This window comes from Polynucleobacter yangtzensis (genome assembly GCF_027924165.1).
Lineage (GTDB): Bacteria > Pseudomonadota > Gammaproteobacteria > Burkholderiales > Burkholderiaceae > Polynucleobacter > Polynucleobacter yangtzensis.
Genome location: NZ_AP026973.1, coordinates 1,789,422 through 1,812,495, shown reverse-complemented (window position 1 = coordinate 1,812,495; position 23,074 = coordinate 1,789,422). Strand labels below are relative to the sequence as shown.

General features: G+C 46.3%; 23 protein-coding genes and 1 other RNA gene. 15 read left to right on the top strand and 9 right to left on the bottom strand.

Annotation, left to right across the window (positions count from 1 at the left end; translation table 11 throughout):
- The first annotated feature begins 15 nt into the window (after positions 1 to 15).
- The 10 genes from QMF28_RS09075 to rnpB all read left to right on the top strand — a co-directional run bounded on the left by QMF28_RS09075 (position 16) and on the right by rnpB (position 10,829).
- On the top strand, positions 16 to 927 hold the full coding sequence (locus QMF28_RS09075; RefSeq protein ID WP_281742408.1) for a Tim44 domain-containing protein: 912 nt from the start codon (positions 16 to 18) through the stop codon (positions 925 to 927).
- A gap of 53 nt (positions 928 to 980) precedes the next feature.
- Entirely contained in the window at positions 981 to 1,601 is a 621-nt protein-coding gene (locus tag QMF28_RS09070; protein WP_281742407.1) for a ubiquinone biosynthesis accessory factor UbiJ, read from the top strand.
- A 2-nt stretch (positions 1,602 to 1,603) separates the two neighbouring features.
- Positions 1,604 to 3,190, top strand: a complete 1,587-nt coding sequence (gene ubiB / locus QMF28_RS09065; protein ID WP_281742406.1) for a ubiquinone biosynthesis regulatory protein kinase UbiB — start codon at positions 1,604 to 1,606, stop codon at positions 3,188 to 3,190.
- Between the two features lie 53 nt (positions 3,191 to 3,243).
- On the top strand, positions 3,244 to 3,897 hold the full coding sequence (locus QMF28_RS09060; RefSeq protein WP_216212726.1) for a DUF502 domain-containing protein: 654 nt from the start codon (positions 3,244 to 3,246) through the stop codon (positions 3,895 to 3,897).
- A gap of 16 nt (positions 3,898 to 3,913) precedes the next feature.
- A complete protein-coding gene (gene aspS, locus QMF28_RS09055) occupies positions 3,914 to 5,713 on the top strand; it encodes an aspartate--tRNA ligase (RefSeq protein WP_068319587.1) in 1,800 nt (599 codons plus the stop codon).
- 29 nt (positions 5,714 to 5,742) lie between these two features.
- Positions 5,743 to 6,201, top strand: coding sequence for a dihydroneopterin triphosphate diphosphatase (nudB, locus tag QMF28_RS09050; protein ID WP_068319585.1), 459 nt, complete (start codon positions 5,743 to 5,745; stop codon positions 6,199 to 6,201).
- 16 nt (positions 6,202 to 6,217) lie between these two features.
- Entirely contained in the window at positions 6,218 to 8,041 is a 1,824-nt protein-coding gene (locus tag QMF28_RS09045; protein WP_281742405.1) for an ABCB family ABC transporter ATP-binding protein/permease, read from the top strand.
- A gap of 9 nt (positions 8,042 to 8,050) precedes the next feature.
- Positions 8,051 to 9,403, top strand: a complete 1,353-nt coding sequence (locus QMF28_RS09040) for a glycerate kinase type-2 family protein (protein WP_281742404.1) — start codon at positions 8,051 to 8,053, stop codon at positions 9,401 to 9,403.
- Between the two features lies 1 nt (position 9,404).
- Complete coding sequence (pyrC, locus tag QMF28_RS09035; RefSeq protein WP_281742403.1) at positions 9,405 to 10,463, top strand: dihydroorotase; 1,059 nt, start codon at positions 9,405 to 9,407, stop codon at positions 10,461 to 10,463.
- Between the two features lie 59 nt (positions 10,464 to 10,522).
- Positions 10,523 to 10,829, top strand: an RNA gene (gene rnpB, locus QMF28_RS09030) — RNase P RNA component class A.
- Here rnpB and QMF28_RS09025 read toward each other — a convergent pair.
- On the bottom strand, positions 10,830 to 11,252 hold the full coding sequence (locus QMF28_RS09025) for an OsmC family protein (protein ID WP_281742402.1): 423 nt from the start codon (positions 11,250 to 11,252) through the stop codon (positions 10,830 to 10,832). It abuts the RNA gene before it with no gap.
- 419 nt (positions 11,253 to 11,671) lie between these two features.
- On the opposite strand from QMF28_RS09025, the gene rplM reads away from it, so the two are divergent.
- The 4 genes from rplM (at position 11,672) to erpA (ending at position 14,125) form a co-directional block, all read left to right on the top strand.
- Positions 11,672 to 12,100, top strand: a complete 429-nt coding sequence (rplM, locus tag QMF28_RS09020; RefSeq protein WP_011903721.1) for a 50S ribosomal protein L13 — start codon at positions 11,672 to 11,674, stop codon at positions 12,098 to 12,100.
- Positions 12,101 to 12,109: 9 nt separating this feature from the next.
- Positions 12,110 to 12,511: a 30S ribosomal protein S9 gene (gene rpsI, locus QMF28_RS09015; RefSeq protein ID WP_011903720.1), complete on the top strand. Its 402-nt coding sequence runs from the start codon at positions 12,110 to 12,112 to the stop codon at positions 12,509 to 12,511.
- A 112-nt stretch (positions 12,512 to 12,623) separates the two neighbouring features.
- Positions 12,624 to 13,682, top strand: coding sequence for an N-acetyl-gamma-glutamyl-phosphate reductase (gene argC / locus QMF28_RS09010; protein WP_281742401.1), 1,059 nt, complete (start codon positions 12,624 to 12,626; stop codon positions 13,680 to 13,682).
- 68 nt (positions 13,683 to 13,750) lie between these two features.
- Positions 13,751 to 14,125 carry an iron-sulfur cluster insertion protein ErpA gene (erpA, locus tag QMF28_RS09005; protein WP_068319574.1) on the top strand — a complete coding sequence of 125 codons (375 nt, stop codon included), beginning with the start codon at positions 13,751 to 13,753 and terminating at the stop codon, positions 14,123 to 14,125.
- 16 nt (positions 14,126 to 14,141) lie between these two features.
- Here the strand turns inward: erpA and QMF28_RS09000 are convergent, their stop codons facing one another.
- The gene (locus tag QMF28_RS09000; protein WP_281742400.1) at positions 14,142 to 15,269 is read right to left on the bottom strand and encodes an anhydro-N-acetylmuramic acid kinase; all 1,128 of its coding nucleotides are present in this window, start codon (positions 15,267 to 15,269) and stop codon (positions 14,142 to 14,144) included.
- Positions 15,270 to 15,345: 76 nt separating this feature from the next.
- Between QMF28_RS09000 and tyrS the strand changes: the two genes are divergently transcribed.
- Entirely contained in the window at positions 15,346 to 16,578 is a 1,233-nt protein-coding gene (gene tyrS / locus QMF28_RS08995; RefSeq protein WP_281742399.1) for a tyrosine--tRNA ligase, read from the top strand.
- Here tyrS and ruvB read toward each other — a convergent pair.
- From ruvB to QMF28_RS08960, 7 genes are all read right to left on the bottom strand, one after another.
- Positions 16,575 to 17,645 carry a Holliday junction branch migration DNA helicase RuvB gene (gene ruvB, locus QMF28_RS08990; RefSeq protein ID WP_281742398.1) on the bottom strand — a complete coding sequence of 357 codons (1,071 nt, stop codon included), beginning with the start codon at positions 17,643 to 17,645 and terminating at the stop codon, positions 16,575 to 16,577. The two genes, tyrS and ruvB, sit on opposite strands and share 4 nt — an antisense overlap.
- Positions 17,646 to 17,670: 25 nt before the next feature.
- Positions 17,671 to 18,252, bottom strand: coding sequence for a Holliday junction branch migration protein RuvA (gene ruvA, locus QMF28_RS08985; RefSeq protein WP_068319563.1), 582 nt, complete (start codon positions 18,250 to 18,252; stop codon positions 17,671 to 17,673).
- A 29-nt stretch (positions 18,253 to 18,281) separates the two neighbouring features.
- On the bottom strand, positions 18,282 to 18,809 hold the full coding sequence (ruvC, locus tag QMF28_RS08980; protein WP_068319561.1) for a crossover junction endodeoxyribonuclease RuvC: 528 nt from the start codon (positions 18,807 to 18,809) through the stop codon (positions 18,282 to 18,284).
- A 26-nt stretch (positions 18,810 to 18,835) separates the two neighbouring features.
- Positions 18,836 to 20,416: a bifunctional phosphoribosylaminoimidazolecarboxamide formyltransferase/IMP cyclohydrolase gene (gene purH, locus QMF28_RS08975; RefSeq protein ID WP_281742397.1), complete on the bottom strand. Its 1,581-nt coding sequence runs from the start codon at positions 20,414 to 20,416 to the stop codon at positions 18,836 to 18,838.
- A 46-nt stretch (positions 20,417 to 20,462) separates the two neighbouring features.
- A complete protein-coding gene (locus tag QMF28_RS08970; RefSeq protein ID WP_068319558.1) occupies positions 20,463 to 20,702 on the bottom strand; it encodes a helix-turn-helix domain-containing protein in 240 nt (79 codons plus the stop codon).
- Positions 20,703 to 20,760: 58 nt separating this feature from the next.
- Positions 20,761 to 21,777 carry a tRNA dihydrouridine synthase DusB gene (gene dusB, locus QMF28_RS08965; RefSeq protein WP_425594918.1) on the bottom strand — a complete coding sequence of 339 codons (1,017 nt, stop codon included), beginning with the start codon at positions 21,775 to 21,777 and terminating at the stop codon, positions 20,761 to 20,763.
- A gap of 129 nt (positions 21,778 to 21,906) precedes the next feature.
- Positions 21,907 to 23,064, bottom strand: a complete 1,158-nt coding sequence (locus QMF28_RS08960) for an FAD-dependent monooxygenase (protein WP_281742396.1) — start codon at positions 23,062 to 23,064, stop codon at positions 21,907 to 21,909.
- Positions 23,065 to 23,074 lie beyond the last annotated feature (10 nt).

The window sequence follows — 23,074 nt, the reverse complement described above, 5'->3', positions numbered from 1 at the left end:
AAGGGGTACGGGTTTATGAATAAACATTTTTTTAAAGCAACACTCTTAAGTCTTACTTTAATTTTTGCAACAGTGGGCCATGTTGATGCAGCTCGTTTAGGTGGTGGCAAGAGCGTAGGCAGAGCCCCAAGTGCGCCAATTCAAAAGCAAGCTGCGCCAGTACAAAAACCTGCACAGCAAGCACAGCCTGCTGCACCCGCTCCAGCTCCACAAGCTCCTGCACCTAGTCGTTTTGGCGGCATGGGTGGCATTTTGGGTGGCTTAGCTGCAGGCTTGGGTATTGGTTACCTCTTGTCCCATTTTGGTTTGGGTGAGGCAGCCTCTTCTTTGATCACTGGTTTGCTGATTGCTGTTTTGGCAGGCTTTGCGATTATGTTTGTAATGCGCAAGCTCATGCCAAAAATGTCTACTGCAGGTCAAAGCCCTAATCTTTCCTCTAATGGAATGCAGCGCACTGGCTTGGATCAGACGCCAAGACAGGAACCTGCTTTTACTCCTGCTGCAAACGCATTTGGCGGAGTCAGTGCAGAGCCAGAGCCATTTCAATCAACCTTGCCTCCTGGTTTTGATCAGCAGACATTCCTTGAGAATGCAAAACAATATTTTGCAACCTTGCAAAAAGCATGGGATCAAGGTGATCTTGCTTCTTTGCGAGAATTTACAACTCCAGAAATGTTTGCCACGATCCAACAGGATCTAGCCGGTCGTACTGATGCGAGCAATCAAACCGATGTTGTCACTATCAATGCTCAACTCTTGGGAATTGAGACGGCTGATGGTCATTATTTCTGTAGCGTTCAGTTCAGCGGCATGATTCGTGAGCAGCAGGGCGCGCCAGCAAGTGACTTCTCCGAAATTTGGAATCTAAGTAAGCCAGTAGAGGGCCCTGGTGGCTGGGTACTGGCGGGTATCACCCAGTTGGTTTAAGCTTTAGGTACTTGCCGTCGGAAAACCCGCACTTGTGCGGGTTTTTTACACTTATGAACACACATTCCTCAACTACCCATACCATTGCCTCCAGCGCTGCCTGCCGGGGGATTAACCATGTTTTAGTTAGTGAGCCATGGGCATGTACTGAGTTGGCTCGCCATGCTAATAAAACCATTTTGTTACAGCTTCCGCTGGGCGATCTATGTTTTGAGATAAAACCCAATGGTTTATTGGCTAGCCTAAAAGAGATTGAGACTCCTGCACTTACTTTAGAGGTTTCCTCAAAAGCACTAAGCGATTTGGCTGGCAGCACTGGTTCATTGCGCGAGCAAGCCTTCAAGGCGGTAAAAATTACTGGTGATGCAGATTTGGCTCAACTATTGGGCCGTCTTGCCGGACAGCTACGTTGGGAGTACGAGGAAGATTTAGCTCGTTTAGTGGGCGATGCACCAGCAAACTTTGCGGTAAGGCAGGGGAAAAAGTTTGTCTCCGCCACTCGCTCCGCTGCTAGTGATTTGCTGGACAATGTAGTGGAGTATGTCAGCGAAGAGAGAAAAGTGCTTTTAAATAAACGAGATTTTATGGTTCGTAAATCTGAATTAAGCGAATTGCGTGAATCGGTGGATCGCATGGAAAAGCGCATTCAACTTCTAGAGCAAAAGGCTAAATAATCGTGCGTCGCATTGCTCGTCTTTACTTCATCTTTTTTACTGCTTGGCGTTATGGCTTATTGCCTTTGCTTCGCGATCTTTTAAAACCAGGCATTCGCCGTGGCTTCTTAATGATGCTTTGTTGGGTTTCTCCTGGCACACATTTGCCCAGAGGTGAACGCATTCGATTAACGCTAGAAGCGCTAGGCCCGATATTTGTAAAGTTTGGGCAGGTTCTTTCTACACGTCGCGACTTGTTGCCAGAAGACATTGCCAATGAGTTAGCCAAGCTACAGGATCAAGTACCACCATTCTCAAACGAAGAATCTCGTCGCTTAATTGAGAAAGATCTAGGGCAGTCGATTGAGGAGGTGTTTATTAGTTTTGATGCAACTCCTGTTGCTAGCGCCTCTGTGGCGCAGGTTCACTTTGGTGTATTGCGTGGAACAGACAAACGTCCTGAGTGGGAAGGTCGTGCAGTAGCTATCAAAGTTCTACGTCCCGGCATTTTACCGGTGATTAACGGTGATCTGGCATTGATGTATGACCTTGCCAAGGTGATTGAGAAAAGCTCCGAAGATGGTCGACGTTTAAAGCCGCGTGAGAACGTAGCAGAGTTTGATACGTATTTGCATGATGAGCTGGATCTCATGCGCGAGGCTGCCAATGCAAGCCAATTACGCAGGCAGTTTGCTGATTCCCAGAAACTCATGATTCCTGAAATGTATTGGGATCTTTGTCATACCAATGTGATTGTGATGGAGAGAATGTATGGCATCTCTATTGGAAAAACTGATGCACTACGAGAGGCTGGAGTTGACTTTAAAAAGCTGGCTGCTGATGGCGTAGAGATATTCTTTACTCAAGTATTTGAGTATGGGTTCTTCCATGCAGATATGCATCCTGGCAACATCATGATTAGCTTAGAGCCAGAAACATTTGGCCGTTTCATTTCACTTGATTTTGGAATCGTTGGCGCATTAAGTGAGACTGATAAAAACTATTTGGCGCTGAATTTCTTGGCATTCTTTAATCGTGATTACCGACGCGTTGCTGAGTTGCATATCGAGTCAGGCTGGGTCCCAGCCAATACTCGTGTTGAGGAATTAGAGGGTGCAGTGCGCTCTGTTTGTGAGCCGTACTTTGATCGCCCGCTAAAAGAAATTTCTCTGGGTATTGTTTTGATGCGTTTATTCCAGACGTCACGCCGCTTTAAAGTGGAAATTCAGCCACAACTGACCTTATTGCAAAAAACTCTCTTGAATGTAGAGGGTCTGGCTCGTCAACTTGATCCTGATCTGGATCTTTGGAAAACAGCCAAGCCGATTTTGGAGAGATGGGTAAGTAAGCAATTGGGATGGCGTGGTTTATTAGATGGCTTAAAGGAAGAGGCGCCTACTTGGGCCAAGATTCTGCCCACATTGCCTCGTTTGATAGCGGATAGCTTGGCTAAAGGCCGAAATCCCGTAAAAGACCAAAACGGCGAAATTGAGGTCTTAAAGGCTCTTTTGCTCCAAGAAAGACGTACTCACCGCCTACTGGCCGGCGCTTTGCTCTTTGCAGGCGGGTTTTTGGCGGGAATTTTGATCATCAGCCTGGGCTTTTATTAGTCTCTCCCTGATTGGCTGCCTAACCCGCTAAAATAGCGGGTTAGGCAGAACACATGAAAAAATACTTTATCGCTGGCATCCTCGTATGGGCACCATTGTCGATCACCATCTGGGTGATTGCCTGGGGCTTGGGTCTGCTCGATGGCGTATTTGGTTCTGTAATGCACGCCATCATTACAGTCTTCCCACGTCAATTTGCTGGAGATTTGCAGCATTTCCGCGAATTGCCTGGTGTTGGCATTTTGATTGTGATCGGCGTGATCATGGCCACTGGTTTGTTAGCAATCAGTTTTGCTGGTCAGTGGTGGATCCGGATGTGGAATAAACAGATCAATCGTATTCCAATCGTTCGCTCTATTTATTCAAGTGTTCAGCAGGTTTCTTCCACCTTATTTTCCGGAAGCGGCCAAGCTTTTAGTAAAGCGTTGCTAATTCGTTACCCCCATGCTGATTCATGGGTGATTGCTTTTCAAACAGGCACTCCTGCAAAAGAAGTGACTGCCAAATTGGGCGAAGATTACGTTAACGTATTTTTACCAACAACCCCAAACCCTACCTCTGGTTTTTTTATGATTGTGCCCCGTGCACAAACGATTGAATTGGAGATGAGTGTGGAAGAGGCCCTGAAACATATTGTTTCCATGGGCTCTGTTCCTCCCAATAGTTCTAGTGGCATAACTGCAACCCAGTTACCACACCATTTTTGATTTATAGGAAATTGTTATGTCGATGCGAAGCCATACCTGCGGCCAGGTAACCGATTCACTGATTGGTCAAGAAGTCACTCTCTCTGGTTGGGTGAATCGTCGCCGTGACCACGGAGGCGTTATCTTTATTGACTTGCGTGACCGCGAAGGTTTTGTGCAAGTAGTTTGCGATCCAGATCGTCCAGAGATGTTCGCCCTGGCTGAGCAAGTGCGTAGCGAGTTCTGCATACAGATTAAGGGTCTCGTGCGTGCACGTCCTGCTGGTACTGAGAATGTAGATTTAGTTAGTGGAAAAGTAGAAATTCTTTGCCATAGCTTAGTGATCTTGAATGCGTCTGTAACACCACCATTCCAAATTGACGATGAGAATTTATCCGAGACTACTCGTTTGACTCATCGTGTATTAGATTTGCGTCGTCCACAAATGCAAAAGAATTTGCGCTTGCGTTACAACGTTGCAATGGAGTGCCGTCGTTATTTGGATGACGCAGGATTTATCGATATTGAAACACCAATGCTCACTAAGAGTACCCCAGAAGGCGCGCGTGATTATTTAGTTCCATCACGTGTACATGATGGCCAGTTCTTTGCATTGCCACAGTCTCCTCAATTGTTTAAGCAGTTGTTAATGGTGGCCGGCTTTGATCGTTACTATCAAATTACAAAGTGCTTCCGTGATGAAGACTTACGCGCAGATCGTCAGCCTGAATTTACGCAGATCGACTGTGAAACTGCTTTCTTGAGCGAGTTAGAAATTCGTGATTTATTTGAAAACATGATTCGTCATATTTTCAAGAAGACAATGAATGTCGAGTTGCCGAATCCATTCCCAACAATGCCTTACTCAGAAGGTATGGCGCGTTTTGGGTCTGATAAGCCAGATTTGCGCGTGAACTTTGAGTTCACTGAATTGACGGATTTGATGAAAGACGTTGATTTCAAAGTGTTCTCAGGCGCAGCGAACCAGGTTGGCGGCCGCGTAGTAGGCTTGTGTGTGCCTGGTGGTGCTGAAATTAGCCGTAGCGAAATCGATGACTACACCCAGTTCGTTAGCATCTATGGCGCCAAAGGTTTGGCGTGGATTAAGGTCAATTCTGTGGCTGAAGGCCGCAATGGTTTGCAGTCACCAATCGTGAAGAATTTGCATGACGCTGCGATTGAAGGCATCTTGAAGCGCACTGGTGCAAAAGATGGCGACATCATTTTCTTTGGCGCTGATAAAGAAAAAGTAGTAAACGATGCAATCGGTAATTTACGTCTACGTATCGGTCAATCTGCTTGGGGTAAAGAGCATGGACTGTTTACAGAAGGCTGGAAGCCATTATGGATAGTTGACTTCCCAATGTTTGATTACGATGAAGGCGAAGCGCGCTGGGTTGCTTGCCATCATCCGTTCACCAGCCCTAAAGATGAGCATATGCAGTACTTGGAGTCTGATCCAGGCAAGTGCTTAGCCAAGGCTTATGACATGGTGTTGAACGGTAGTGAAATTGGTGGCGGTTCTGTACGTATTCATCAAGAAGCAGTTCAAAGCCAGGTATTCCGTGCATTGAAGATTGATGCGGAAGAGGCTCAAGCTAAGTTTGGTTTCTTGTTAGATGCACTCCAATATGGTGCGCCTCCACACGGTGGAATCGCATTTGGTTTGGATCGTATCGTCACCATGATGACTGGTGCCGAATCAATTCGAGATGTAATCGCCTTCCCTAAAACACAGCGTGCGCAATGTTTATTAACTCAGGCTCCTAGCCCAGTGGATGAGCGTCAATTGCGTGAGTTACACATTCGCTTGCGTCAAGCAGCACCTGCTGCTTAAAACAACTTAAGTAGCGTTTTAGATCCACCTTGAAAATCCCTATTTCGGTTTTAGTAGTTATCTATAAATCGAATAGGGATGTTTTATTGATAGAGCGTGCAGATCGCGCGAGCTTTTGGCAGTCCGTCACTGGTAGCCTTGATGCTAGCGATGAAGATCTTGCTTTGGCGGCAGCCCGTGAAGTATTTGAAGAGACGGGTATTGCGGTAGAGGGGTTGCCAAAAGATGCATTGAAAAATATGCACCACCAGATCGAATATGAAATCTATCCTGCCTGGCGGTCTCGTTATGCGCCTGGCGTCACGCGCAATACTGAACACTGGTTCTCATTAGAGGTTCCCGATAACACCCCTATTACGCTAGCCCCCAGGGAGCATGTGGCCTATGAATGGCTCCCATACCAAGAGGCCGCTAAAAAATGTTTTTCTCCTAGTAATGGAGAGGCGATTCTCAAATTATTTTCAGCAGACAAAAGCCAGCTTGAATAAGGAATAAGATAGAGCGATGAGACATTCATCGGGACATCATCACGGTAGCGCAGATTCAAAAACAGCGGGGCGCGGTGACTGGCGCGTTATTCGCGACCTACTTCCTTATCTATTGGAATATCGCTTTAGGGTCTTGATTGCCCTAAGCTGTTTAATTGCCGCCAAGGTTACCAATCTTGGCATACCAATTGTCTTGAAAGACTTAATTGATTCTTTAAATATCAATGTCAATTCGCCACAAGCGCTTTTGGTCGTTCCCTTAGGAATTATTGTTGCTTATGGCCTTTTAAGAATTTTTGCATCCGTATTTACAGAGCTTCGCGAAGCATTGTTTGCTAAGGTCACACAGAACGCGGTTCGTAAAGTAGCGCTTCAAGTTTTTGAGCACTTGCACTCCTTAGCGCTGAGCTTTCACCTTGCTCGTCAAACTGGTGGCGTAAGTCGAGATATTGAGCGTGGCACACGTGGCATACAGTCACTGATTTCTTATTCTCTCTATAGCATTCTGCCCACACTGATCGAATTCTGTTTGGTTTTAGGCTACCTTGCTTACTCCTACGATATTTGGTTTGCTGCGATTACTTTAGTCGCCTTGGTTCTTTACATTGTTTTCACAGTCGTAGTTACAGAGTGGCGTACACATTTTCGCCGCACGATGAATGATATGGATTCGAAAGCCAATCAAAAGGCGATTGATTCCTTATTAAATTTCGAGACAGTGAAGTACTTTGGTAACGAGGCATTTGAAGCCAGTCGTTACGATGAAAATCTTCTACGCTATCAATCGGCTGCGGTGAAGTCCCAAAAGACTTTGGCGGTATTGAATCTTGGTCAGCAAATCATTATTGCAGTTGGCTTAATGCTGATTCTTTGGCGCGCCACGGTTGGTGTAGTCAATGGCACCATGACTTTGGGCGATTTGGTCTTGGTTAACACCTTAATGATTCAGCTCTATATCCCCCTGAACTTCTTGGGCGTGATTTATCGAGAGATTAAGCAATCATTGACTGACATGGATCGCATGTTTTCTTTACTCAATACTGAGAAAGAGATAGCGGATTCACCGGATGCTAAGACACTTCAAATTGAAAATCATGATCGTGGCCCAGATGTGCGATTTGAGCACGTATCGTTTCACTATGATGCTAAGCGTGAAATTCTCCGCGATGTGAGCTTCAATATTCCTGCTGGGACGATTACAGCGGTGGTTGGTCAAAGTGGCGCTGGTAAAAGTACCCTCGCAAGATTGTTGTTCCGTTTTTATGATGTTCAATCAGGAAAGATTTTGATTGATGGTCAAAATATTCAGGATGTCACTCAGGCTAGTTTGCGCAAAGCTATTGGTATCGTGCCACAAGATACAGTCTTATTTAATGACACGATTGGATACAACATAGCCTATGGCAATCCCTCTGCAACTATTGAAGAGGTGCAGGAGGCGGCCAGAGCCGCGCAAATTGATAGCTTTATTAAGCGCTTGCCTGAGGGTTATGACACTCAAGTTGGCGAGCGGGGTCTCAAGCTATCCGGGGGTGAGAAGCAAAGGGTTGCTATTGCGAGAACACTCTTAAAGAAACCTGCCATGCTTATTTTTGATGAAGCTACTTCAGCGCTCGACTCTAAAACCGAACGCGCTTTTCAAGAAGAGCTTCTCAGCTTAGCTAAGAACCGAACAACACTCATCATTGCCCATCGTCTTTCAACCATCATTCATGCAGATCAAATTTTGGTAATGGATCATGGACAAATTGTGGAGCATGGAACCCATGAGGAGTTGCTTGCGGTAAAGGGTAAATATGCCGAGATGTGGCAGATGCAAGAGCGCGCCACTCTTGATTAAAATAGCTTTATGACCAAAAGCGTCTCTCCAAGCTCGGCAGCCAACAGTACAGAAGCAATCTTAAAAAATGCTTTTGCCGCTGCTGTCGCAGTTGCTGATCCACAAGTGATTGTTCCGCAGTATTTAGCGCAGATATTTCCAAAGGGTCAAGAACCTAAAGGGCGCTGTTTAGTTGTGGGTGCCGGTAAAGCTAGTGCATCTATGGCTAGCGCATTTGAAGCTTACGCAAAAGCTAATTGGCCGCAGGCGAAATTAGAAGGCGCTGTACTGACGCGTTACGGCCATAACTCACCAACAAGCCATATTAAGATTGTTGAGGCTGGGCATCCGGTACCTGACCAAGCCGGTATGGATGGGGCCAAGGAAGTGTTGGCGCTAACAAAGCAATTAGAGCAAGGCGATGTATTGATCGCTTTGGTATCTGGGGGAGGCTCAAGCCTTCTGACTTTGCCTCAAGAAGGCATTTCTATTGATGACATGCGCAAGACCACAGAAGCGCTTTTGCGAAGTGGCGCCCCGATTGAAGAGATGAATGTGGTACGCAAACACCTATCTGCAATTTTGGGTGGTAACTTGGCCAGAGTTGCGATTGCACGTGGCGCAAGAGTGGAAGCTTTATTGATTTCTGACGTCACAGGTGACTCACCTGCAGATATTGCTAGTGGTCCTTGTGCTGCGGATTACTCTACGTATTTAGATGCGCTCAATATTTTGCAAAAATACGATTTAGATGCATCTACTATTCCGGCATCTGTTCTTGATCATCTCAAGCGAGGTTTAGCAAGAGAAATCCCTGAGACCTTAAAAGATATTGATTTGGTTGATAGCCAAGTTTCGAATCATGTCATTGCAACTGCCTATAAAAGCCTAGAAGCTGCTGCTGAGTATGTCCGTCACCAAGGCTATGAGCCAATTATTTTGGGTGACACAATTACCGGCGAGGCACAGGAGGTTGGTTTAGAGCAGGCCGCTTTAGTGCGAGACTATGTGGCTAAGGGATTTGATAAGCCGCTAGCCTTAATTTCTGGGGGTGAATGCACTGTGACTATCCCAGCTGGAGTCAAAGGCCGTGGTGGTCGTTGCAGCGAGTATTTGCTCTCACTCTTTGCGGCATCAAACGATTTACCTCAATTGGCTGCCTTGGCTGCTGATACCGATGGGATTGATGGTAGCGAGAAGAATGCTGGCGCTTGGTTTGATGGTTCCGTACGTCAAGCTAGTCAAACAGCAGAACTTACGCCAGAAAAATTCTTATTGGCACATGATTGCTACGGCTTCTTTGCAGAAATGGATGCTTTAGTGGAAACTGGCCCTACACTTACGAATGTGAATGACTTCCGCATCATCTTGCTTAATAAATAATATGTCCAATAGCCCTACAAAAATTGAATTAACTCAGCCGGACGATTGGCATTTACATATTCGCGATGGCGAAGTAATGAAAGATGTATTAGCAGATACTGCGCGTCAATTTGCACGTGCCATCATCATGCCAAACTTAAAGCCACCAGTCACCACTGTGGATTTGGCAAAAGCTTATCAGTCACGCATTGAATCGAATTTGAAATTATTGAGCGTCACTGAATTTATGCCTTTGATGACTCTCTATCTTACTGATAACACTTCTGCAGATGAAGTTCGTAAGGCTAAGGATGCAGGTATTGCTGCATTCAAGTTGTATCCCGCAGGAGCAACCACTAATAGCGACGCTGGTGTGAGTGACCTTAAACATTGCCATGCTGCTTTAGAGGCAATGCAGGCTGTTGGTATGCCCTTGCTTGTGCACGGCGAAGTAACACATGCAGATATTGATATCTTTGATCGTGAGGCGGTATTTATTGATACGGTATTAGAGCCGTTACGTAAAAAGTTACCTGAACTCAAGATTGTGTTTGAACACATCACTACCAAGCAAGCCGCTCACTATGTTCGTGATGCAGTGACTGGTGGGAAAAATACGATTGCGGCCACGATTACGCCTCAGCATTTGCTTATGAATCGTAATGCGATTTTTGCGGGTGGGATTCGTCCACACAATTATTGCTTGCCGGTTCTTAAGCGTGAGGAGCATCGAGTTGCGCTTTTGGAGGCTGCTACAAGTGGTAACTCTCGCTTCTTCTTGGGAACTGATAGTGCGCCGCATGCCAAGGGTGCTAAGGAGGCGGCCTGTGGTTGTGCGGGATGCTACAGCGCATTTAACGCACTAGGTTTATATGCCGAAGCATTTGAGAGTGTTGGTAAGTTGGATAAATTAGAAGGCTTTGCTAGTTTCTTTGGCCCCGATTTTTATTCTTTGCCACGCAATAGTAAAAAGATTACTTTGGTAAAACACGCGCAAAGCATTCCTATGGAATTGCCTTTGGGTGATGCCACCATCGTTCCGCTGCGCGCCGGCGAAACGATTGCTTGGTCACTCGTTTAAAAAACTCAAATCATTAGTTTCTTAGCCAAATTGCTCTGACTGCGTTAGACTGCAGGCGCAGAGTCAATTGGGCAATCGCCGCCTCTTTATTGAGGGGGAGGAAAGTCCGGACTCCATAGGGAAGGGTGATGGCTAACGGCCATCCACGGCGACGTGAGGAATAGGGCCACAGAGACGAGCGTATTTAGTTACGGTGAAACGCGGTAACCTCCACCTGGAGCAATCCCAAGTAAGCAGGCGATGAGGCGTCCCGCTGAGTCTGCGGGTAGGGAGCTTGAGCCGTTGGGTAACTAACGGCCTAGAGGAATGATTGCCCCTAGATGCAAATCTAGGCGACAGAATCCGGCTTATCGATTGACTCTGCACTTATTCTGAAACGATTTCTACGCTGTAAGTTAATTCTGCGGTTTTGGCCAACATGGTGGTGGCGGAGCAGTACTTCTCATGAGAAAGTTTTACAGCGCGATCCACTTTAGCCTGATCAAGGTCTTTTCCTTTGACCGTAAAGTGCAGATTGATCTTGGTGAAGACTTTGGGGTCATCTGTGGCGCGTTCTGCTTGGAGGTTCACTTCACAGCCGCTAATGGCCTGACGGGCCCTTTGTAGGATTAAAACCACATCAAATGCAGAGCAGCCGCCCGCACCGGCTAAAAGGAGCTCCATTGGCCTTGGAGCTAGGTTTCTGCCACCCGCTTCTGGGGCTCCATCCATGTTGACGAGGTGGCCACTGCCAGTTTCGGCTGAAAAAGCCATACCGCCATTACCCAACCAAGATACTCGACAATCCATCGTAGTGACCCCTAACTTACTAAATTAACCAATATTATCAATAGTTTACCAATATTTATGGCATGCCGTTTGCTGCTCAAAATAGCCAAAAAGCATCAAAAAATTGATTTTGGTCAATATTCTTGCGTTGCACCATATTGTTTGTGTAGAATAACCATATTGGTAGTCAGTCTTGTATAAGACTGCGACTTACCTCCCAGTGTCTCCTCCACCCAAACATAGGTGGATTCCAACCCAGGACTCGTTCCTGGGTTTTTTTTAGGTTACAATTCAAGGCTTTACTGAATTACCGAGCCGGTCAGCGGTAATTTGTTGTACCAGTTAAATTGCAGAATCTGCGAGCTTGCAAACATAAGCAGGGCCAAGGTGGACGTAGTTTGGTTGGGGTAATTTTTTTGACCATAACAATTTGAGAAATCATGAAAACTTTTTCTGCAAAATCCCATGAGGTAGTGCATGAATGGTTCGTGATTGACGCTACGGACAAAGTCCTCGGTCGTGTCGCCAGTGAAGTGGCACTCCGTCTACGCGGCAAGCACAAGCCTGAATACACTCCACACGTTGATACTGGCGACTTTATTGTCGTTATCAATTCTTCTAAGCTCCGTGTCACAGGCACAAAAGGCTTGAACAAAATTTATTACCGTCACAGCGGATACCCTGGTGGTATTAGCTCAACTAACTTCGACAAGATGCAAGACCGTTTCCCAGGTCGCGCTTTGGAGAAGGCTGTGAAGGGTATGTTGCCAAAAGGCCCACTAGGCTATGCCATGATTAAGAAATTAAAAGTCTACGGCGACGCCAATCATCCGCATGCGGCTCAACAGCCAAAAGCGTTAGAGATTTAAGGAAACCACATGGCTATTAATTACGGAAATTGGAATTACGGTACTGGTCGCCGCAAGAGTTCTGTTGCGCGCGTATTCATTAAATCTGGCAAAGGCGACATCATTGTTAATGGTAAGCCTATCGATGCATATTTTGCTCGTGAAACATCACGTATGATCGCTCGTCAGCCTTTGGCTCTCACAGCTCACTTAACGACCTTTGATATCAAAGTAAACGTTTCTGGTGGCGGTGAAACTGGCCAAGCTGGTGCAGTTCGTCACGGTGTTACTCGTGCATTGATCGACTACGACAACGCCTTGAAGCCAACTCTGTCTAAGGCAGGTTTGGTAACTCGCGATGCTCGTGAAGTTGAGCGTAAAAAAGTTGGTCTGCACGGCGCGCGTCGTCGTAAGCAGTTCAGCAAGCGCTAATTCTTTCAGTCGCTCAAGTTTTATCGAAAGGGTCGCGCAAGCGGCCCTTTTTGTTTCTACAATCTAGGTATTAGAGAAATAAAATTCATCAGTCGGTATTTTGGAGAATGGCATGATTAAAGTTGGCATCGTAGGTGGCACTGGTTATACCGGAGTGGAGTTATTGCGTTTATTGGCGCAGCATCCCGAGGTAAAACTGACTGCAATTACTTCTCGTACAGAAGCGGGTATGCCTGTGGTTGAGATGTTCCCATCTTTACGTGGTCGTGTTGATCTGAAATTCACAACACCTGATGAAGCTAAATTAAACGAATGCGATGCAGTGTTCTTTGCAACTCCACATGGTGTTGCGATGGCGCAAGCAAAAGAATTGCTTGCTAACAATGTCAAGGTTTTGGATCTTGCTGCAGACTTCCGTTTAAAGGATGTTAAAGAATTTTCTAAGTGGTACGGCATGGAGCATGGTTGTCCAGAAATTTTGGCTGAGGCTGTTTATGGTTTGCCAGAGATTAATCGCGAAGCAATTAAAAAAGCACGTGTAGTGGGTTTGGCTGGTTGCTACCCAACATCTGTCCAGCTTGGACTCGCACCTTTGCTGTCACCAAAATCGACTGGCGGCAAGCACTTGATTGATGGCACGCACATCATCTCGGATTCCAAGTCAGGCACCTCTGGTGCTGGCCGTAAAGCAGAGATCGGTACATTATTGTCTGAGGCAAGTGACAACTTTAAGGCGTATAGCGTTAAAGGGCATCGTCATTTGCCAGAAATTGAGCAAGGCTTAAAGGCGATTGCTGGTCACGAGCAAATTGGCCTGACCTTTGTGCCACATTTAACTCCGATGATTAGAGGTATTCATTCAACGCTATATGTGCGTTTGACTGATGCTGGTAAAGATATTGATTATCAAAAACTTTATGAGACTTTCTATAAAGATGAGCCATTTGTCGATGTGATGCCTGCAGGCAGTCATCCAGAAACACGTTCAGTACGTGGTAGCAACGGCATTCGGATTGCGATCCATCGTCCAGGCGGCGGTGATACTTTGGTCATTTTGGTGGTTGAGGACAATTTAGTAAAAGGGGCCTCAGGACAGGGGGTTCAGTGTTTAAACCTCATGTTTGGCTTGCCAGAGACTACGGGGCTCACCCAGATAGCTGTATCCCCGTAATGACCCTTCAGCAAACTGGGCATTAAAAGCCTAAAATGAGACATTGCCTTTTGAATTAGGAGTAAATCATGACTGAATTAGCTACACAACCTGCACAAGATTTAGCTGAGCCACCAACCCCATTGGTGTTCACCGATAGCGCTGCTGCAAAAGTGGCTGACTTGATTGCTGAAGAAGGTAATCCAGAATTGAAGTTGCGCGTATTCGTACAAGGTGGTGGTTGCTCAGGCTTTCAGTATGGCTTCACATTTGATGATGCCGTAAATGAAGACGACACACTCTTTGAAAAGAACGGCGTCACTTTGTTAGTAGACTCAATGAGCTTCCAATATTTGGTTGGTGCTGAGATCGACTACAAAGAAGATATCAACGGCTCACAGTTTGTGATTAAGAATCCAAATGCACAAACAACTTGTGGCTGCGGATCTTCTTTCTCTGCTTAAGAAAAAATTTAATTATTTAAGCAGGGTAGCAAGCGCCTAGAATTCTAGAGCCCTTCGCTCCCGTAACGGCTGGCAAATTTGCTGGCCGTTTTTCTTTATAGGCCCATGCAAGCCATGCAAAAGCGAGACCTTCAACTAGTTGTGGATCGATCCCGGCAGAATCACTAGTTGTAATCTCTAAGGGTTGTTTAAAGAAGTGTTGCGACTTCACTTTGAATAAATTCATTAGTGCATGATTTCTGGCACCACCTCCGCAGATAATCAGCTTCTGGGTCTGCGGGGCATAACGCGCTAGAGCCTCTAAGGCTGAGTGAGCTGTTAGATGAAGCAAGGTTGCTTGCACGTCTTCACAAAGAAAATTATCACCATTCAATTTTTCTTGTAACCAACCAAGATGAAAGTCATCTCTGCCTGTACTCTTAGGCGGCGCTTTTGTAAAAAATGGATCAGTCAGCATTCTTGCAAGCAATGCTTCATTAACTTTGCCTTGTAATGCCCAGTTGCCATTCTCATCAAATGCATTACCTTGATGTTCGTGTATCCAGGCATCCATCAACATGTTTCCTGGACCGCAATCAAAACCGGTCACTTGCCCATCCTTGGGAAGTAGCGTGAAGTTAGCAATGCCGCCAATATTGAGAATGGCTAAATTTTTATTTTCTACAAATTGCTGCGCATGAAACGCTGGGACTAAAGGGGCGCCATGCCCACCAGCAGCCAAATCTCGGCTTCTAAAATCAGCAATGACATCGATGCCTGTTTTTTCTGCCAAGAGAGCAGGATTGAGCGTTTGGTGGGTATAGGCCATTTCGCCAAGATGCGGTTGGTGGCGAATGGTCTGCCCATGAGCGCCAATAGCAGTGATATCTGACGCCTGCAATTTTGTCTTTTGAAGCAATTGATTTACTGCTTCTGCGTAAGCCAAGGCTAGGGCATTTCCAGCCTGTTTCTCCCGGTGCAGCTCATTAGTCCCAGGGCTTTGAAGCTCAAATAGGGCTTTGCGTAGTTCAGTACTAAAGGAGGTGCTCACCGCATCCAGGGCGCTTACTTCCCCGCTGGACCCAATCTTTGCCAGGACGGCATCTATCCCATCCAGGCTGGTGCCGGACATCAGTCCGATATAGAGGGAATGGGGTTTGTTCATGTGGCTCTCAGGAATGCGACAATTATGCTTTAGCAATTTAACTACTAATTTAACTGAATCAGCAATCCGAATCAGCATGACGGCTAAACCAGAACAAAAATACCCTTTGACCCCTGAAGTCTTTGCAGCTCTCGAAGTCACTAAGCGTGGCTGCGATGAGTTATTAGTTGAGGCTGATTGGGTTCAAAAACTGGCGCGCAGTCAGGCTACCAAGATCCCACTCAGAATTAAATTAGGCTTAGATCCAACGGCGCCTGATATTCATTTGGGGCATACGGTTGTTTTGAATAAATTGCGCCAATTGCAAGATTTAGGCCATACCGTTATTTTCTTGATCGGTGACTTCACCAGCATGATTGGTGATCCATCTGGACGTAACGCTACTCGCCCACCATTAACTGCAGAAGAAATTGCGGTTAATGCCGAGACTTACTATCGTCAAGCGAGCATGGTGCTTGACCCTGCAAAAACTGAAGTGCGTTACAACAGCGAATGGTGTGATCCATTGGGTGCGCGCGGCATGATTCAGTTAGCAGCGCGATACACCGTTGCGCAGATGTTAGAACGCGATGACTTTACAAAGCGCTACCGTAGTGGCGTACCCATCTCTGTGCATGAGTTCTTGTATCCATTGATGCAGGGCTACGACTCTGTTGCCTTGAAGAGCGACTTAGAGCTCGGTGGTACTGATCAGAAATTTAATCTCTTAGTTGGGCGCGAGCTCCAGCGTGAATATGGCCAAGAGCCTCAATGTATTTTGACGATGCCACTCCTGGTTGGTTTGGATGGCGTGGACAAGATGAGTAAGTCCAAAGGTAATTACATTGGCATCAGCGAGCCGGCGGGAGAAATGTTTGGCAAGCTTTTGAGCATCTCCGATGAATTGATGTGGGATTACTTCACATTACTTTCTTTCCGTCCAATGGCTGAAATCGACTTGATGAAGCAAGAAGTTGCCGCCGGTAGAAATCCAAAGGATTGCAAAGTGCTGCTAGCACAAGAAATTGTTGCACGCTTTCACTCTCAAGCTGCAGCTGAAAAGGCATTAGAAGACTTTAATCACCGCGCTAAAGGTGGTGTACCGGATGACATTCCAGAGGTCAATCTCTCCGGAGCCCCAATGCAAATCGCCAATCTTTTGAAAGCTGCTGGTTTAGCCCCATCCACATCAGAGGCTAATCGCAATATCGAGCAAAACGGTGTCAAGATTGATGGCGCAACGATCACTGATAAACATCTGAAAGTTGAAGCGGGAACTTATGTTGTACAAGTAGGCAAACGTAAGTTTGCGAAAGTGACGCTAGCTTAAATATCTAGACTAGCGCTGCCGCTAGGCGGCGTTAATCCAAAATGCTCATAAGCCTGGCGTGTTGCTACTCGTCCACGCGAGGTTCTCTGTAAGTAGCCCTGCTGAATCAGATATGGCTCAAGCACGTCTTCAATGGTGTCGCGTTCTTCGCCAATAGCTGCTGCCAAGTTATCGATACCCACTGGGCCACCATCAAACTTGTGCAAGATGGCTTCTAGTAATTTTCTATCCATTACGTCAAAGCCGCTTGGATCGACATCTAGCATCTTCAAGGCTGCATCAGCCATAGCTTTAGTAATGGTTCCCGTGCCTTTGACTTCTGCGTAGTCACGTACACGACGTAGTAATCGGTTTGCGATACGTGGAGTGCCACGTGCACGCTTAGCAATTTCTACTGATCCCTCTGGATCAATATCGGCCTTGAGCAGACTGGCTGAGCGATTAATAATTTTGGTCAGTTCTTCGGTGGTGTAGAACTCCAGTCTTGCCACAATGCCAAAGCGATCACGTAATGGATTGGTCAGCATGCCAGCACGGGTGGTGGCACCAATCAATGTGAATGGCTTGAGATCAATTTTTACGCTGCGTGCTGCAGGGCCTTCGCCAATCATGATGTCAAGACTGTAATCTTCTAGTGCTGGGTAAAGAATTTCCTCAACCACAGGAGATAGGCGATGAATCTCATCAATAAAGAGAACATCGTTTTCTTCTAGATTAGTTAGTAGGGCAGCAAGATCACCGGGCCTATCCAGTACGGGGCCGCTAGTTTGGCGCAAGTTAACGCCAAGCTCCCTGGCAATGATGTGGGCCAAGGTAGTTTTACCAAGGCCAGGAGGCCCAAATAAGAGAACGTGATCTAAGGCTTCTTGACGTGCTCTTGTGGCGCTGATGAAAATCTCTAATTGGGCGCGTGCTTTAGTTTGACCAACATACTCATCAAGTTGTTTTGGCCGTAGCGCTCTCTCAAAGACGGCCTCAGAATTACCCGCTGAGCCGCTCACAATGCGGTCATTGCCTTCCGGTAAATCTTCGGGGATGGAGCTTAGGTCGTCTGTATGAATTGCCATGTTTAGAGTTTAGTTCCGTTTGGCATTAGGCTTTAGATAAATACTTCAAGCCCATACGGATACCATCCGATACATTTGTCTCTGGCGGGATTTGCTTGAGCGCCAAGAGCGCTTCTTTTTCTGAGTAGCCTAATGCCAACAGAGCTTGCAAGACTTCGCTGCTAGCTTCAATCGCCTGTGATTTGCCGCCTGTAATACCCAGGTCAGGGGCTAACTTACCTTTGAGTTCTAGGCAAAGACGTTCAGCGGTTTTCTTGCCAATGCCTGGTACTTGAGTGAGGCGTCCAGCCTCTTGTAGGGCAATCGCTTGGGCTAACTCATTGACGCTCATACCAGAGAGAACTGCTAGTGCGGTACGGGAACCAACACCACTAATCTTGATGAGCTGTCTAAATGCTTCACGTTCAGTCTCGGTAGCAAAGCCAAAAAGTTGCTGCGCATCTTCACGAACTTGAAAGTGCGTAAGAAGCGTAATTTTTTGACCGGCTTGAGGAAGTTGATAAAGGGTACTCATAGGTACATCAACCTCATAACCAATACCTTGGCAATCTACCAAGAGACGGGGTGGATGAACTGAAACGAGAGTACCTTGAATGCGACCAATCATGTAGAGATCTTAACCTGTGATGTGTATTTTTACTTGCTACGTTTCTTTGGTGCTAATGCGGCGGTAGCTGCAGTTATAGCTTTTGGTATTTGCGCATGATGAGCGGCGCAGATAGCAACACCCAATGCATCAGATGCGTCAGTACCTGGGGCACGATTTAGTCTTAAAAGACGCTTAACCATCTCCTGCACTTGTGGCTTGGCTGCGCGACCTGTGCCAACAATGGCTTGCTTCACGCGCAGAGCGCTGTACTCGGCTACAGGAAGCTTTTCAGATACGAGCGCAGCGATCACGGCACCCCTTGCTTGACCTAGCATTAGCGTTGAACGAGGATTCACATTTAAGAAAACCTCTTCAATCGCAGCAGACTCAGGATGATAGGTCTCTAAAACTTCTTTAAGACCCGCATAGAGAGCGCCCAAACGTTCAGGTAAGCCTTTGGCTGGATCACCACTTTCAATCGTCCCAGAGGCTACGTAGGTCAGCTTTTGGCCGTCGACATCAATGACGCCAAAACCGGTAGTACGCAAACCTGGGTCAATTCCTATCCAGCGCATAAGTTTGTTTATTACTTCCTGTTTGCTTAGTGACGGAAGTGACGTGTGCCAGTAAAGATCATGGCAATACCATGTTCATTTGCGGCTGCAATGATTTCATCGTCACGCATACTGCCGCCCGGCTGAATGGCGCAACTTGCACCGCCATTGACGACTACATCCAAGCCATCACGAAACGGGAAGAAGGCATCGCTTGCAACGGCAGAACCTTTAAGGCTCAGGCCAGCATTCTCAGCTTTAATGCTGGCCATACGTGCAGAGTCAACACGACTCATTTGGCCTGCACCAATACCGAGAGTCATGCCATTTGCACAATAGACGATGGCATTGGACTTCACAAATTTAGCAACGCGCCATGCAAACATCATGTCATGCATTTCGCTTGGAGTTGGTAGACGCTTGCTGACAACGCGCATTTCATTTTCGAGAACATTTTTGGCATCAGGCGATTGCACGAGCAAGCCACCACCAACGCGTTTGAAATCAAACGTATTAAATGCAGTACCCAATGGAATCTCTAAAAGACGCACATTTTGTTTTGCAGCAAAGATTGCCTTTGCTTCATCGCTAAAGCTAGGGGCAATTAATACTTCTACGAATTGCTTGGAGATCGCTTCTGCCGCTGCACCATCGCAAGGAACGTTAAAAGCAATAATTCCGCCAAAGGCTGAGCTAGGATCAGTTTTGAATGCTTTTTGATAGGCTTCAAGAGCACTGGCTCCAACAGCTACGCCACAAGGATTGGCGTGTTTGATAATGACGCAAGCAGCAGCGCCACCAGCGTTACCGGTGAAGCTCTTCACACATTCCCAGGCAGAGTCAGCATCCGCAATATTGTTGTACGAAAGCTCTTTACCTTGAAGTTGCTTGTAATTGGCTAGCGCGCCATTAACAGGGTAAATATCTTTATAGAAGGCGGCAGATTGGTGTGGGTTCTCGCCGTAGCGCATCTCTTGTACTTTTTCAAAAGCAAGATGCAAAGTTTCTGGGTAAGCAGAACGCGCTTTGTGATCTAAATTATCGCCCAATGCAGAGAGGTAATTGGCAATAGCGCCGTCATACTGAGCAGTATGCGCAAATACTTTTTTGGCTAAAGCTAAATTTGTCTTATAAGAAACGGTATTTTTATTTGCCTTCATCTCAGCTAATACTGGGGCGTAATCTTCCGGCGAGATTAAAACGGTAACGTCTTGATGGTTCTTTGCGGCGGCTCGCAACATAGCAGGACCACCAATATCAATATTCTCTACAGCATCCTCAAATGAGCAACTTTCTTTAGCGACTGTCTCATTAAATGGGTATAGGTTGATGACGAGCATATCGATGGTATCGATTCCATGCTCTTTTAAGGCGGCCATATGTTCTGGGAAGTCTCTACGAGCTAACAAGCCACCGTGCACCATAGGGTGAAGGGTTTTTACGCGACCATCGAGCATTTCTGGGAATTTTGTTAGCGAAGAAACTTCAACTACTGGCAGATTATTTTCAGCTAGAAGTTTTGCGGTGCCGCCAGTAGAAATAAGCTTAACACCCTGCTCATGGAGGGCTTTAGCAAAAGGCACGATGCCATTTTTATCGGATACTGAGAGAAGTGCTGTACGGATCATAGTTTTCGGAGGGTTTAATTAAAAGAAATGACTTTGTGATGAATGCTTACTTCAGCAGCTGATGCTCAACGAGCTTCTTATGAAGTGTGTTGCGGTTAATACCAAGATACTGTGCTGCCAGTGATTGATTCTGTTTAGCGTGCTGCATAACTAGTTCCAGCATAGGCTTTTCTACAACAGCCAAGACCATTTGATAGATATCGGTTGGTGCAGTTCCTTTGAGGTCATTTAGGTAACCCTGTAGTTGGGTTTCAATACATTCGGTAATTGGGTGCTTATTGGTCATAACAGTCTATCAATACAAAAACAAGAAAATAAAAAATACAGCAGGGATTCGGCAGGAATTAAGCTGCCTCTAAAAATAGTAAGCGTTCAGAATGCAATTTCATCTCATCAAAATAATCATTCACCATTTGCAATTGGGTTTTGCAATCATCAGCAGTATTCATGCGCTGACGGAATGCATGTGAGTCTCGTAGACCTTTGCAATACCAACCGATATGCTTGCGAGCTGTGCGAAGGCCGATATGTTCACCATAGAACTCATAGTGATCTAAGAGGTGGGCATTCATAATCGCCTGAATCTCATTGATCTCAGGTGTTGGCAACTTGCTACCAGTTTCAAGGTAATGATTGATCTCGCGGAAGATCCAGGGGCGACCTTGTGCCGCACGTCCGATCATGATGGCATCAGCCCCAGTGATCTTTAAAACTTGCTCTGCTTTCTCGGGGCTTGTAATGTCACCATTTGCAACCACCGGAATGCCTACGTTACTTTTGACTGCAGTAATAGTTTCGTACTCAGCTTCACCGTGATATAGGTCAGCTCTAGTGCGACCATGAACCGTCAACATGGAGATGCCAGACTTTTCTGCGAGACGCGCAATCTCGATTGCATTTTTATGTTCGCGATCCCAACCAGTACGAATCTTTAAGGTAACTGGCACTGCATCTGGTCCAACACCGACAGCATTCACAACGGCTTCTAAAATTTTCTGCACTAAAGGTTCATCTCGCAATAGCGCAGAACCAGCAGCTACGTTGCAAACTTTCTTCGCGGGGCAACCCATATTGATATCAATAATTTGTGCGCCATGATCTACGTTAATTTTTGCCGCAGCTGCCATCATTGCTGGATCGGCCCCAGCGATTTGCACTGCGATAGGTTTGAATTCACCGACATGATTGGCGCGACGTTGTGTTTTCTCGCTTTTCCAAAGCAGGGCATTAGATGCCACCATTTCAGAAACCGCATAGCCTGCACCCAATTTCTTGCAAAGCTGCCTAAACGGGCGATCTGTTACCCCAGCCATGGGGGCTACAAATAGCTTATTTGCGAGTGTGTGAGGGCCAATGTTCATCAAAAAGGGGGCTTGGGCGGAAAGCATGACACTTTAGCACAGTCGACCCCAAATCTGCCTATTTTTTAGGCAGATTGCTTGTTACAGATCAAATCAGGAATACTTATATTTAGGGGCGATTTAAGCCCTTTAGTGCCTACCAAACATCATCTGGCGGGCTAAGGCTGTCTTTACTGGTGGAAGCCACTGAAGGGAGCTTAAAGCCAGTCCTCTGGCTAGCACAACTGGGGCAAGATTAGAGGTAAACACCCTGGCCATAAAGTCCGTTAGGCCAATCGTAGTTGTTCTATCAATTTTGCGGCTTTGAGCATAGCTTTGGAGCGCATTTTGGATATCTACTGGAGATTGATCTTCTGCTGACCCAGAAAATACGCCAACCAATTTTTCCGCCAGCAAGAAGGCATCCCTTAAGCCTAGATTTAACCCTTGGCCTGCTACCGGGTGCAAAGTTTGAGCAGCGTTACCAATCCACACTTCATTGTCTTTGGTAATTTCTTTGCGATAGTTCAAACCTAGCTCATATAAACGACGATCCTGAATTTTCAGAAAGCGACCAATGCGTGAACCAAATTCTTTTTCTAGTTCGTTTAAGAAATCGGCATCACTGAGTTGCAAGCGATGTCCTGACGACTCTGGTGAACCACACCAAACTAGATTCAAAATATTGGGGCCGTAATGACTTGGCAAAACTGCTAAAGGACCTTCAGCAGTAAAACGTTCCCAAGCATGATGGGGCGCCGCATTTTCTACCTCAACCAATCCGACTAAGGCTGACTGACCATAATCGCGACCAGATTCAACCCAATCTTGTGTTTTAAATAAGCCGCCTTCAGCATGCACGATACAGTTGGCGTGGATATTATTTTCTTCGGCTTCTTTATCGATATGTCGCCAAACAAAGTTGGGGCACTTTGCCTGAATCGCTCTTAAAGCCTGACGCAGTGTGATGTGGATATCACGATAGCGAATAATGTGCCCCAGGGCATCTTGATTGAGTTCTTCTCGGGTCATCAGGGCTCTGCCAAAGCGTCCAGCTTGTGAAACATGTACGCGATGAATTTGTGCGGATTCCTTTGGCCAAGCGTTGATCGTATCTAGTAATAGCTTGCTGCCATGTGATAGCGCAATGCCGCGACTATCGGCATTTGCTAAATCATCATCATTAATTGGATTGCGATCGAGTAGTGTGATTTTTGCATCTGGAAATTTCTGCAGTGTCCACGCGGCACAAGCAAGTCCAACCGGGCCACCGCCTTGAATCAAAATATCGCAATTGGATGAGCTCATTGGTAATTAA

Bases quoted from the DNA above. Each gene is read 5' to 3' on its own strand.
- tyrS (WP_281742399.1), top strand. From the start codon at position 15,346: ATGACGGCTAAACCAGAACAAAAATACCCTTTGACCCCTGAAGTCTTT.
- QMF28_RS09060 (WP_216212726.1), top strand. From the start codon at position 3,244: ATGAAAAAATACTTTATCGCTGGCATCCTCGTATGGGCACCATTGTCG.
- purH (WP_281742397.1), bottom strand. From the start codon at position 20,416: ATGATCCGTACAGCACTTCTCTCAGTATCCGATAAAAATGGCATCGTG.
- ruvB (WP_281742398.1), bottom strand. From the start codon at position 17,645: ATGGCAATTCATACAGACGACCTAAGCTCCATCCCCGAAGATTTACCG.
- QMF28_RS09000 (WP_281742400.1), bottom strand. From the start codon at position 15,269: ATGAACAAACCCCATTCCCTCTATATCGGACTGATGTCCGGCACCAGC.
- QMF28_RS09040 (WP_281742404.1), top strand. From the start codon at position 8,051: ATGACCAAAAGCGTCTCTCCAAGCTCGGCAGCCAACAGTACAGAAGCA.
- ruvC (WP_068319561.1), bottom strand. From the start codon at position 18,809: ATGCGCTGGATAGGAATTGACCCAGGTTTGCGTACTACCGGTTTTGGC.
- QMF28_RS09070 (WP_281742407.1), top strand. From the start codon at position 981: ATGAACACACATTCCTCAACTACCCATACCATTGCCTCCAGCGCTGCC.
- dusB (WP_425594918.1), bottom strand. From the start codon at position 21,777: ATGAACATTGGCCCTCACACACTCGCAAATAAGCTATTTGTAGCCCCC.
- QMF28_RS09045 (WP_281742405.1), top strand. From the start codon at position 6,218: ATGAGACATTCATCGGGACATCATCACGGTAGCGCAGATTCAAAAACA.
- QMF28_RS09075 (WP_281742408.1), top strand. From the start codon at position 16: ATGAATAAACATTTTTTTAAAGCAACACTCTTAAGTCTTACTTTAATT.
- erpA (WP_068319574.1), top strand. From the start codon at position 13,751: ATGACTGAATTAGCTACACAACCTGCACAAGATTTAGCTGAGCCACCA.
- rpsI (WP_011903720.1), top strand. From the start codon at position 12,110: ATGGCTATTAATTACGGAAATTGGAATTACGGTACTGGTCGCCGCAAG.
- argC (WP_281742401.1), top strand. From the start codon at position 12,624: ATGATTAAAGTTGGCATCGTAGGTGGCACTGGTTATACCGGAGTGGAG.
- pyrC (WP_281742403.1), top strand. From the start codon at position 9,405: ATGTCCAATAGCCCTACAAAAATTGAATTAACTCAGCCGGACGATTGG.
- QMF28_RS08960 (WP_281742396.1), bottom strand. From the start codon at position 23,064: ATGAGCTCATCCAATTGCGATATTTTGATTCAAGGCGGTGGCCCGGTT.
- rplM (WP_011903721.1), top strand. From the start codon at position 11,672: ATGAAAACTTTTTCTGCAAAATCCCATGAGGTAGTGCATGAATGGTTC.
- QMF28_RS08970 (WP_068319558.1), bottom strand. From the start codon at position 20,702: ATGACCAATAAGCACCCAATTACCGAATGTATTGAAACCCAACTACAG.
- ruvA (WP_068319563.1), bottom strand. From the start codon at position 18,252: ATGATTGGTCGCATTCAAGGTACTCTCGTTTCAGTTCATCCACCCCGT.
- QMF28_RS09025 (WP_281742402.1), bottom strand. From the start codon at position 11,252: ATGGATTGTCGAGTATCTTGGTTGGGTAATGGCGGTATGGCTTTTTCA.
- aspS (WP_068319587.1), top strand. From the start codon at position 3,914: ATGTCGATGCGAAGCCATACCTGCGGCCAGGTAACCGATTCACTGATT.